Origin of the sequence: Streptomyces longisporoflavus, from assembly GCF_014649775.1 — a bacterium.
Taxonomy (GTDB): Bacteria; Actinomycetota; Actinomycetes; order Streptomycetales; family Streptomycetaceae; genus Streptomyces; species Streptomyces longisporoflavus.
The window spans coordinates 38,108-48,691 of sequence record NZ_BMTR01000039.1; the positions used below are offsets into that span (position 1 = coordinate 38,108).

At 68.8% G+C, this 10,584-nt stretch carries 10 protein-coding genes; 5 read left to right on the top strand and 5 right to left on the bottom strand.

Going from position 1 to position 10,584, the window contains the following annotated elements; genetic code table 11:
- The first annotated feature begins 362 nt into the window (after positions 1 to 362).
- From IE226_RS39380 to IE226_RS39395, 4 genes are all read left to right on the top strand, one after another.
- Positions 363 to 1,694, top strand: coding sequence for a uracil-xanthine permease family protein (locus tag IE226_RS39380; protein WP_190086329.1), 1,332 nt, complete (start codon positions 363 to 365; stop codon positions 1,692 to 1,694).
- The gene (locus IE226_RS39385) at positions 1,691 to 3,016 is read left to right on the top strand and encodes an amidohydrolase family protein (RefSeq protein WP_190086330.1); all 1,326 of its coding nucleotides are present in this window, start codon (positions 1,691 to 1,693) and stop codon (positions 3,014 to 3,016) included. The genes IE226_RS39380 and IE226_RS39385 overlap by 4 nt, the downstream gene beginning before the upstream one ends.
- 213 nt (positions 3,017 to 3,229) lie before the next feature.
- Positions 3,230 to 4,216 (top strand): isopenicillin N synthase family dioxygenase, encoded by a 987-nt coding sequence (locus tag IE226_RS39390; RefSeq protein ID WP_190086331.1) that lies wholly within the window; start codon positions 3,230 to 3,232, stop codon positions 4,214 to 4,216.
- 20 nt (positions 4,217 to 4,236) lie between these two features.
- Entirely contained in the window at positions 4,237 to 5,556 is a 1,320-nt protein-coding gene (locus IE226_RS39395; RefSeq protein ID WP_190086337.1) for a nucleobase:cation symporter-2 family protein, read from the top strand.
- Positions 5,557 to 5,593: 37 nt separating this feature from the next.
- Here IE226_RS39395 and IE226_RS45480 read toward each other — a convergent pair whose 3' ends face one another.
- The 5 genes from IE226_RS45480 to IE226_RS39420 form a co-directional block, all read right to left on the bottom strand.
- Positions 5,594 to 5,797, bottom strand: a complete 204-nt coding sequence (locus IE226_RS45480) for a hypothetical protein (protein ID WP_190086332.1) — start codon at positions 5,795 to 5,797, stop codon at positions 5,594 to 5,596.
- Between the two features lie 52 nt (positions 5,798 to 5,849).
- On the bottom strand, positions 5,850 to 6,683 hold the full coding sequence (locus IE226_RS39405) for an amino acid ABC transporter ATP-binding protein (RefSeq protein WP_190086333.1): 834 nt from the start codon (positions 6,681 to 6,683) through the stop codon (positions 5,850 to 5,852).
- Between the two features lie 5 nt (positions 6,684 to 6,688).
- Complete coding sequence (locus IE226_RS39410) at positions 6,689 to 7,474, bottom strand: amino acid ABC transporter permease (RefSeq protein ID WP_190086334.1); 786 nt, start codon at positions 7,472 to 7,474, stop codon at positions 6,689 to 6,691.
- A gap of 41 nt (positions 7,475 to 7,515) precedes the next feature.
- A complete protein-coding gene (locus IE226_RS39415) occupies positions 7,516 to 8,271 on the bottom strand; it encodes an ABC transporter substrate-binding protein (RefSeq protein WP_190086338.1) in 756 nt (251 codons plus the stop codon).
- 353 nt (positions 8,272 to 8,624) lie between these two features.
- Positions 8,625 to 9,275: a hypothetical protein gene (locus IE226_RS39420; protein WP_190086335.1), complete on the bottom strand. Its 651-nt coding sequence runs from the start codon at positions 9,273 to 9,275 to the stop codon at positions 8,625 to 8,627.
- 391 nt (positions 9,276 to 9,666) lie between these two features.
- On the opposite strand from IE226_RS39420, the gene IE226_RS39430 reads away from it, so the two are divergent.
- Positions 9,667 to 10,413, top strand: a complete 747-nt coding sequence (locus IE226_RS39430; protein ID WP_190086336.1) for a hypothetical protein — start codon at positions 9,667 to 9,669, stop codon at positions 10,411 to 10,413.
- Positions 10,414 to 10,584 lie beyond the last annotated feature (171 nt).

Below are 10,584 nucleotides of genomic sequence, written 5' to 3' on the forward strand. Positions count from 1 at the left end.
ATACCTTCCGCGGCCGCGACGCCGGCGAACTGCACACTCCCACCGCCCGACCGCGCGAGGCCCTGCCCGGCCTCCTGCGAGCCCACGACGTGCGTCCTGTCATCGACTCGGTCCTCGACCTCAGCGAGGCAGACCGTCGGGGGCAACTCCTCGCCCAGCGGCCCCTCCGGGCCCGGCCCGGAGGGGCCGGTATCCGCAGATGCCGGGTACTGCACCAGATCCCTGACGGCAACCTGTGGGAAACACTCCGTCCCTACGGTCTCCTCTACACCGGTCATGGCTGCAACGGCCGGTGTGCGCAGAGGCGCTCACCGCTCTCGGCGCTAACCAGCCGTCTTCCGCCGAGCTTTCAGGGAGGAACGATGGCTGTACCCACGCTTGCCGTCGCACCCGAGTCGGGCCCGCACCCCGTTGATGTCCGGCCGCCGATCCGCCGCCTGGTGCCTCTGAGCCTGCAGCACCTGCTCGTCGCCTACGCGGGCATGGCGACGATGCCGTTGCTGGTGGGCACCGCGCTGAACCTGCCCGAGGACCGGATACGACTGCTCATCAGCGCCAACCTGCTGGTGAGCGGGCTCGCCACGCTGCTGCAGTCGCTCGGCGTGAAGTGGGTCGGGGCCCGCCTGCCGATCGTGATGGGGTCGACGTTCACCGCGATCACACCCGCCGTGCTGATCGGCAGGGAGCACGGGCTCGCCGCCGTGTTCGGGGCGACGATCGTGTCAGGGCTGGTGACCGTGGCGGTCGCACCGTGGTTCGGACGATGCCTGCATCTGTTTCCGCCCTTGGTGACCGGGACCGTCATCGCCGTGATCGGATTCTCGCTGGTGCCATCGGCGGCCGGCCTCGTCAGCGGTGGCCACGGTGCCGGCGGCGGGCGCGGGCTTGCCCTGGCCGGGGTTACGGTGCTGCTCGTGGTGCTGGTGGAGCGGCTCGCGCCGCCCGCTCTGGCGCGGTTCTCGGTGCTCGTCGCGATGGCTGCGGGGACCGTGCTCGCCCTGCCGCTCGGCCTGTTCGACGGTTCGGGCATGACGGACACGCAAGCGGTGACGGCGCCGGATCCGACCGCCTTCGGAGCACCCACGTTCGTTGTCCCGGCGATCGCGGCGATGCTCGTCGTACAGCTCGTGAACATGGTCGAGTCCGTCGGAGACACGCTCGCCGTCGGGCAGATCGTCGAGCGCGGGGACGACGCGCCCACCGTCGTGCGGGCGCTGCGCGCGGACGGCGTGGCGACCACGGCGTCGGGAGCTCTCGCCTCCTTCCCCGTCGTGACGTTCGGGCAGTCGGTGGGTCTGGTCAGCGTGACGCGGGTGCGCAGCCGTCATGTCGTCGCACTGTCAGGCCTGTTGATGGTGGTGCTCGCGTTCGTTCCGGCTCTCGGGGCGGCCGTCGCATCCGTGCCGGGGCCGGTCCTCGGCGGAGTCTCGCTCGTCATGTTCGGCATGGTCGGCGCCGTCGGTCTGCGCATCCTGGCCCGGGCCGACCTCACCGACTCCCGCAATCTGCTGACCGCGGCGCTCGCCTTCGGTCTCGGGATGATCCCGGTAGGCGCTCCGGACTTCTACGCGCCGCTTCCCCCCTACGCGCGCACGGTTCTGGACAGCGGCATCGCGGTCACCGGCATCGTCGCCTTCGCCCTCAACCTGCTGTTCCACCACGCGCCCCGGCTCCGGAAGGACCACGCCCGATGACGACGCCCGACATCGACACGATCACCGACGTCACCGTCCTGAGCGAGCGAAGCTGGCACGCCGGGATGGACGTCCACCTGTCCGACGGCCGGATCACCGCTGTCGTACCAGCCGGCCAACTCCCCCGTGGGCCACGGGTTCTGGACGGTTGCGGCGGCCATCTCACACCCGGCTTGGTGAACACGCACACTCACCTCTTCCAGGCGGGACTGCGCGGCATCGGCGAGGGACTTCCGCTGCTCGCATGGCTCAGTGCCGTCGGCGATGAGGCGGCGATACTCACCCCCGAGCGGGCCTACGCGACCGCGGCCGCCGCCGCGGCGGAGGCGCTGCGCAGCGGCACCACCACGCTCGTCGAGCACATGTGGCCGCACCCGTCCTCCGAAGTGCATGACGCGGTGCTGCGGGCGCTGCGCGACAGTGGAGTGCGGGCGTTGCTGTGCCGGGGAGTGGCCGACCGTGCGGACCGCGGCCGCAAGTGGGGCTTCGACCCGCGTCTCATGCAGCCTCTGGAGGAGGCGCTCGCGCACACCGACGAGCTGATCGCGACGGCGCGCGGCAGCAGGGTCGGCGTCGGTGTCGCCGTGCCCAATCCGCGGTGTCTGACCCCTGAGGGGATGGCCGCTGTGCGCGACTACGCGGACGAGCGCGACCTGTCCGTCTCGCTGCATCTCCTGGAGACGACGACGGACGAGGCGATGTGCCGCGCACACGCGGGAGTCGGCGCCGTGGACTATCTGGAGCGAGCCGGGTTCCTGTGGGAGCGGCTGCTCGCCGTGCACTGCGTGGAGCTCGACGCCCCGGGCCGCGCGACACTCGCCCGGCACGGGGTCGGCATCTCCTACAACCCGCTCAGCAACATGCGGCTGGGCAGCGGGATCGCTCCGGTGCCGGAAATGCTGGCCGCCGGGCTGCGGGTCGGGCTCGGCGTCGACGGCGCGGCCAGCAACGACACCCAGGACATGCTGGAGGCGCTGCGCATCGGCGCGTACCTGCAGCGGGCCGCGCACCGCAAGGCCGATCTGCTCGGATTCCCCGAGATGTTCGAGCTCGCCACGAACGGCGCGAACCGGGTTCTGGGCCTGGAGGAACGCCCGGCCGGCATCCAGGTCGGCATGCAGGCAGACCTGGTCTTGCACCGCTTCGAGAAGGACTACGCCTGCCTTCCCGTACACGATCCGGGGGCCACGCTGTTGACGTGCGCAAGCAGCCGGACCGTAGCCGTGGTCATGGTCGGCGGCGAGGTCCTGATACGGGAGGGGGAGCATGTCCGTCTGCCCTCCTCGGAGTTGGCGGCCGGGCTCGGGTTTACTGCCGCGTAACACCATGATCGCCGGTGGAAACACACACCGGGCAGGCTGAACACATCGCGTGCGGGCCCCGGGACACCGGGGCTCGCACCAGCCCACGGCGCCGGACCCGCGAAGGGGTTCGCCGCGACCGTGCCCGCGGACCTCTGGGTGCCCGCGGGGGGGTGCAGGGGCGGTGACTGCATCCCGAGAACCCACGATCGCTTCGAAGGGGCGACAGCCGCGATGACTGAAACAAGCTACAGCCTGGCCGAACTGGCCAGGGAGACGCACATGGGCGGGGCCGGCACCGAGACCTCCGCCCGGGAGATCCGCCGGATCGACCTCAGCGACTTCGACACCCGCAAGGCCGAGATCACCGAGGAGCTGTGGGCCGCCGCCACCGACATCGGCTTCTTCCAGCTCGTGCACCACGGCATCGAACAGAGCGTCGTGGACGGGGCGTTCGCCGACGCCGAGCGGTTCTTCGCCCTGCCCGAGGAGACCAAAGCACGGCACGCCCTGAAGAAGGGGCTCAACGCAGGCTGGGAATCCATGACCCAGGTCCGTCCGTCAATCGGAACTCCCGACCAGAAGGAGTCGTACCAGCTGACCCGGCCGCACATGGACGGGCTGTGGCCAAAGGGCGCACTGCCCGGCTTCCAGGAGCGCACGCTCGCGTTCGAGGCACGCTGCCGGGAGCTGGCGATGCGTGTGCTGTCCTGCTTCGCCGACAAACTGGGGCTGCCCGACGGGTTCTTCGCCCGCGCCCACGACCCGGCCAGCGAGCAGTACCAGTCGACGCTGAGGATGCTGCACTACTTCGCGGTACCCGAGGACATCGAGATCCCGGCGGACGTCTGGCGGGCGGGCGCGCACACGGACTTCGACTGTCTGACGCTGCTCTTCCAGCGCGACGGACAGGGCGGGCTGCAGGTATGCCCCGGCAAGGAGGCACAGGCGCAGGAGTGGACATCGGTCGAGCCGGCCGACACCGTGATCACCTGCAACATCGGGGACATGCTGACGCGGTGGAGCGATGACCGGCTGCCGTCGAACTTCCACCGGGTCAAGTCGCCGGGTCCGGGCGACGACCGGTCGGCCCGCTACAGCATCGCGTTCTTCGCGCAGGCCGACCGTGACGTGGTGATCGAGGGGCCTGCCGGCCGCTATCCGCCGATCACGGCCGCGGACTACATCCAGCGGCGCATAGCCGCCAACTTCGCACGCTAGACAGGGGGCTTGACGTGACGATGCCCATGAAGGGCCCCGGTTTCGGACAGCTCGTGGTGCTCGGTCTGCAACACGTGATCGTGATGTACACGGGGTGTGTGACCGTGCCACTGGTGTTCGGTGCGGCGGCCGGTCTCGACGCCGCGACGGTCGCCGTGCTCATCAACGCCGATCTGCTCGTGGCAGGCATCGTCACGATCATCCAGGGGGCCGGGGTCGGCCGCATCCTGGGTGTGCGGATGCCGGTGATGGCGGGGGCGGCGTTCACCGCGGTGACCCCGATGATCCTGATCGCCGGGGAGTACGGCCTTCAGGCGGTGTACGGGTCGATGCTGGCCGCAGGCCTCTTCGGCCTGCTGGTGGCTTACCCGTTCGCGAAGGCCGTGCGCTTCTTCCCGCCGCTGGTGAGCGGCGTGGTGATCACGGTGGTGGGGCTGGCGCTGATCGGGGTCGGGGTGAATCTGGTCGTCGGCAGCGACCCGGAGGCCGCCGACCACGCCGCGCCCTCACGGCTCGCCCTCGCCGCCTTCGTCGTGATCGTGATCCTCCTCGTCGCCCGCTTCGGCCGTGGCTTCCTCGCCCAAACCGGCGTCCTTCTGGGCGTTCTGGCGGGCACAGCCGTCGCGGTGCCCTTCGGTCTGGTCGATGTCTCGACCGCGCGGACGGCGGACTGGATCGGGGTCAGCGCTCCCTTCCACTTCGGCGCACCGCAGTTCCCCGCGGTCGCCGTCCTCTCGATGTGCGTGGTGATGCTGGTGCTGTTCGCCGAGTCGACGGCGGATCTCCTCGCGGTCGCGGAACTCACCGGGAGGAAGCTGACGACCGCGGACATGGCACGCGGCCTGGCCGCGGACGGCCTCTCCGGTGTCCTGGGCGGTGTCATGAACGCCTTCCTGGACACCGTGTTCGCGCAGAACGTCGGCCTGGTGACCATGACGAAGGTCCGCAGCCGGCACGTCGCGACCGTCGCGGGCGGCATGCTCCTGGTACTCGGCCTGATCCCCAAACTGGGCGCGCTGGTCGCCGGATTGCCGCAGCCGGTGGTCGGCGCGGCCGGCCTGGTGATGTTCGCGACGGTCGCCACCGTCGGCATCGGCACACTCCGTACCGTGGACTTCGACGGCACGCACAATCTGTTGATCGTCGCCGTCTCGATCGGTGCCGGCATGGCTCCTGAGGTGGCCCCCGATCTGTACAGCAAACTTCCCGAGGGGGTGGGGATCGTGCTGGGTTCGCCGGTCACAAGTGCAACACTGGTGGCCTTCGGGTTGAATCTAGCGTTCAACGGAACGGGGCCGAAAGGCGCTCGGGACGCTGAACCTGTCGACGTCCCGGCATAGAGGCCCCAACAAAGCCGTCGGACGTGGCGGTGAGTGATCAGGCAGATCGCGAGACCGAGGGTCCTCGTTTCGCGATCACGGGGCGGATGCCGCGCTGCCAGAGCAGACGGCGGTACCTGTCGTAGTCGTAGCCGCCGTCGGCGAGAACCGCGTCAGGTCGTCGGCGCGTTCTGGCCCGCACCGACTTGGGCCTCGGCTCGGGCAGCGACGGCTCCATGAGCGACCTCAGTTCAACCGACACGATCCACGGCCCCATCCGCCCGCGCGCCCGGATTCTCGGTCTCCAGGTCGCCTCAGCGGTCCGCGCGCTTCTCGTGCGGTCCGGTGTCGGGGACCTCGCCCATTTCCGCCGCCGCAGGATCGAGTACGCGCGCCAGGAAAAGTCGGGTCCGCTCGTGCTGCGGGTCGCCCACCACGCGTTCGGGCGTGCCCTCCTCGACGATCACTCCGTCGTCCATGAAGACCACCCGGTCGGCGACCTCGCGCGCGAAGCTCATCTCGTGGGTGACGACCAGCATCGTCATCCCCTCCCGGGCGAGCGAGCGCATCACCGCGAGTACGTCCCCGACCAGCTCGGGGTCCAGCGCGGAGGTCGGCTCGTCGAAGAGCATCAGCTCGGGGTCCATGGACAGCGCCCGAGCGATCGCGACCCGCTGCTGCTGGCCGCCGGAGAGCTGCGCCGGATAGGACCGCTCCTTGCCGACGAGGCCCACTCGCGCGAGGTTGGCCCGCGCGATGCGCTCCGCCTCCTCCTTGCCGCGCCGCAGCACGCGGCGCTGCGCGATGGTCAGGTTCTCCAGTGCCGTGAGGTGCGGGAAGAGGTTGAAGGACTGGAAGACCATGCCGATCCGGCGGCGTACGCGATCGATGTCCACATCGGGGTCGGTGACCTCTGTGCCGGCCACCGTCACCGTGCCCGACGTGGGCTCTTCCAGGAGATTGACGCAGCGCAGCAGGGTCGACTTGCCGGAGCCCGAAGGGCCGATAACACAGACCACGTCGCCGCGCCCGACCGTCAAGTCGATGCCCTTGAGCACCTGCAGATCGCCGAATGACTTGCGCAGGTCGCGTACCTCGATCGCCTGGTCCGAGGGCGCGGGGGTGTCGGGTGCCTTGTCCGACTTCATGGTGCTCACCTGGCTTTCGCCGTACGGGCTTCGAGCCGCCGCACCAGATGGCCGAGCGGGAGGGTGATGACGAGATACAGCAGTCCGGCGATCAGGATCGGGGTCAGGCTCTTGTGCTCGTTCAGCGCGTCCCGGCCGAAGTTGGCCAGCTCGAACTGGCCGAGCGAGAGGCCGAGCAGATACACCAGTGAGGAGTCCTTGGTGAGCAGGATCAGCTCGTTGGTCAGCGGCGGCAGCACGATCCTGAACGCCTGCGGCATCACGATCGACACCATCGCACGCCCCGGTGACATGCCCAGCGAACGGGCCGCCTCCGTCTGCCCCTTGGGCACCGCCAGGATGCCCGCGCGGATCGTCTCGGCCATATAGGCGGCGCCCACCAGGCCCAGAGACAGCATCACCGTGATGTCCATGTCGAGCGCGACCTCGAAGGCCAGCGGCACACCGAAGCCGAGCGCGATGAACACAAGGAGGGAGGGAATGCCGCGGAAGAACTCGATATAGGCGATCGCGATCCAGCGGTACGGAGGCACCGTGGACAGCCGCATCAGCGCAAGCACGATGCCGAGCCCCAGGCCGAAGCCGAAGCCGAGCAGCGTGTAGTAGGCGGTGTTGACCAGTGCGGTGGTGATCACCTCGGGGAACAGCGCCTTGGCGATCTCCACGTCGAAGAATGCCTGGCGCAGTGTCCCCCAGTCGGCCACCAGCGCCAACACGGCTATGGCGATGAGCAGCACGGCGTACTGGACGCCGCGGAACAGCCGTGCCCGCCGCCGTCGGGACATGGTCATACGTGCAGAACTCCTCTGGTCAGCCGTTTGGATCCTTGAGGTCAGCTCTGCGGAGTGGTGCCGAACCACTTCTTGTAGATCTTGTCGTAACTGCCGTCGGTCCGGGCCTTCTTGAGGACCTTGTTGACCTTCGTGCGCAGGGAGTCGTTGCCCGTGCGGAAGCCGATTCCGTACTTCTCGCCGGTGTCGAACTCCGCGGTCACCTCGGTGTCCGGGTTGTCCTTGATGTATTCGAAGAGCACGCCGTTGTCGTTGATGCCCGCGTCGACCTTGCCGGCCTTGACCGCCGTGAGCAGCAAGCCGACGTCCTCGTACTCCACGAGCTCCATGTCGAGGCCCTTGCTCTCCTTCTTGGCGTAGATGCCGCCGGTGGTGGCCTTCTGGTAGCCGAGCTTCTTTCCCTTGAGATCCTCGAAGGTCTTGTAGGGCTGCCCCTTCTTGGTGATCAGCGCCTGGGTGGCGTTGAAGTAGGGGTCCGAGAAGTCCATGACCTTGTCGCGCTCGTCGGTGATCGTCATGCCCGCGGCGGCCAGGTCGCATTTGCGAATGTTGAAGTCCTGGCCGGTTTCGATGCCCTCGAAGGGGGTGTTGACGATCTCCTGCTCGACCCCGAGGTCCTTGGCGACCAGGTCGACCAGATCCACGTCGAACCCGACGATCTTGCCGTCCTTCTTCGACTGGAACGGCGGATAGGGCAGATGCGTGCAGGTCTTGATTTTGCCGGACGAGACGAGCTTGATCCCCGAGGCGCCCTTGTCGCCGTCGCTGTCGGACTTGGTGCTGGTGCAGCCCGTCATCAGCAGGCCGGCGACTGCGGTCAGGGCTATGGCAGTTGCCGGGGAACGAACGGACTTCGGGGGACGAGCGGACACAGGACCTCCAGGGCGGGCTCGAACCAGGGCGCGAGCGAGATCAACAGCGCTGTGTGCTGCGCAAGCTGCGGTGCATCCTGCCACCGCCCGGGGCTCTTGTCCTGCCCTCGGGGTTGCGTATGGGTAACACACTCGATCTCCGCAGCATCAACTCACCTCTGCAATTTGGGGCTTACTGCCCGTCAGCTCCCGAATCGACGGTGAGGGGCGGCCGGGAACGCAGCGAGGGCATGTCCCCGTAGCACGCGGCAGGGGACGAGCCCCGACTCGTACGCGACTCACCGGCCCCAGCGATGCGGCGGCCAAGCAGCCGAGGACGTGCGCGTGTATCGGACTGGCCACACAGGCCCGTACGCCGGCGCCTGTCCGCCGCCCACCTGTCGAGACAGGGCGCGGCCCCCGGCCCGGGATGCGCGCCGCCGGCAGGTCATGACGGCGTCCCGGATCAGTTCGCGGGTGGTGGAACGGCCGGGGCAGAGCTTGTCGAGGTGTTCCAGGTGCGCTGCGGCTTCCTCGGCACGGTCCGGCAGGGCTTCCCGCTTCTCGGTCTCGTCCAGGCGGTGTGTGGCGTCTTCGCACACGGTCTGGAGTCGGGCCAGGTTTGCGGTGGCGATGACCTTGTCCACGGCCAGGTCGAATGCGTTGCTCAGGTACGCCCCGACGCCCTGCCAGCGGGGAAGATCGCCGGGGTTCCCGCGCCCCTCTCGGCGCCTCTGTGCGCCCCACAACAGCTTGGAGCGTCCGCCGCCGGGCGAGGCTTTGGCGCGGCGTCCGCGAGCGGTGCGGCCGGGCCTGCCGCGCCGCACCGGGCCGTCCGGGCCCGCGGCCCGTCTCGCGAGCTCGGCGACGCGTTCCGGTGCGCTCATAGTCCGGCTGGAGCACCAGGGCAGCCAGCGGGTCTCGGCGCGCTCGCGGGCCGCGTCCGTCACGCCCGCAAACCGTCCACCGCCGTGTCGATCGCAGTCAGCGCCGCGCTCTGATCGAGCCCCGCCCTCGATACGAGTGACAGTCCCTGGACGATGTAGAGCAGGAGCTGAGCCTGGGCCTCGGGGGACGAGGCGTCCGTGACCTCTCCGGCGGCCTGTGCGCGGCGGAGTGCGGCGGCGACGATGTCGGTGAAGCGGCGGTATGAGCGGGTGACGATCTCCGTGGCTTCGCTGTCCCTGGGGACGAGTTCGGCGGTGGTGTTGCCGACCGACTACCCCGCTGCCGGCACGAACGACGACGCGAAGCCGCCGGAGAGATCTTGAAGGACCCGGGACGGGGCCATCCGCGAGAAATGCTGCGACACCTCGGTGTGGCAGACCCGACAATCGTTCGATGACTGCCACGAAGCATTGCCTCACCCTCCATGTTGTTGTTCCTGAGCGTCCGCAGAGGGGCGCCAGCGTGGAGGTCCGACCGCTGGTCGACAGTGAGGACATCTTGGCTGGGGTATTCACACAAGGGCCGGGCGAAGATCCCAAGTACCTCTTGCCGCCGGACGGCCCTCTCACGGCTGGTCCCGATCCGCACGAGGTGCGGCTGGCCGAGGCAACGTGTACCGAAGGGTGCTGCGGCGCTCTCTACGTGACCATCCGGCGCGACGGCGACCACGTGATCTGGAGCGAGTGGCGCAACCCCGACGAGGACACCGTTGACCTGCCTGAGTTCTGGTTCGATGCTCAGGAATACCAGACAGAGGTGGAGCGAGCCGTTGCCGACCACAGTTGGGAGTGGCCGGCACGCACCGTTGCCCGGCTGCTGGAACTGGACCTCAGAAAGCGCGCCGGCTGGCTTGCACGATGGGAATGCGAACTCGGCGGTGTGTCCGGCTGGCTTTGGGAGCCCGGCCAGATCAACCTCTTCCTCTTCCATCCGGGCCGCTCGGCCATCGGGGAAGACCGCCCATGGCTGCAGTTCCGGATGGTGCTCGACGTCTCCGATGACGACCCTGAACGTCAGGCCGTAAGACTGGCGGAGCAACTCGCGGCGGGTGACCCGCGTGAGGCAGCCGAGGTCTGCGGCGGATCTCCGGAGTACGCCAGACAGCTTGGCTACCCGTGGCCGCAGCGGCGGAGGGCCTGAACGCGAGGAACACCGCACCCGGACGGGGACAGTGCAGACACCTCAGCGTCCTAGTTCGTCAAGCGGCGGCGGCGATTGGGGTGGGGTATGCGGTCTGCTCGTCGAACAGCTCGCCCGCCTGGAGGCAGTGGTAAAGCTGGCCGAGCATGCGGTTGAAGAGGTTGCGCTGAG

What these genes read in the sequence shown, in the direction of transcription:
- IE226_RS39380 (WP_190086329.1), top strand. Translation starts at nt 363, where the DNA reads ATGGCTGTACCCACGCTTGCCGTCGCACCCGAGTCGGGCCCGCACCCC.
- IE226_RS39385 (WP_190086330.1), top strand. Translation starts at nt 1,691, where the DNA reads ATGACGACGCCCGACATCGACACGATCACCGACGTCACCGTCCTGAGC.
- IE226_RS39390 (WP_190086331.1), top strand. Translation starts at nt 3,230, where the DNA reads ATGACTGAAACAAGCTACAGCCTGGCCGAACTGGCCAGGGAGACGCAC.
- IE226_RS39395 (WP_190086337.1), top strand. Translation starts at nt 4,237, where the DNA reads ATGCCCATGAAGGGCCCCGGTTTCGGACAGCTCGTGGTGCTCGGTCTG.
- IE226_RS39405 (WP_190086333.1), bottom strand. Translation starts at nt 6,683, where the DNA reads ATGAAGTCGGACAAGGCACCCGACACCCCCGCGCCCTCGGACCAGGCG.
- IE226_RS39410 (WP_190086334.1), bottom strand. Translation starts at nt 7,474, where the DNA reads ATGACCATGTCCCGACGGCGGCGGGCACGGCTGTTCCGCGGCGTCCAG.
- IE226_RS39415 (WP_190086338.1), bottom strand. Translation starts at nt 8,271, where the DNA reads ATGACGGGCTGCACCAGCACCAAGTCCGACAGCGACGGCGACAAGGGC.
- IE226_RS39430 (WP_190086336.1), top strand. Translation starts at nt 9,667, where the DNA reads ATGACTGCCACGAAGCATTGCCTCACCCTCCATGTTGTTGTTCCTGAG.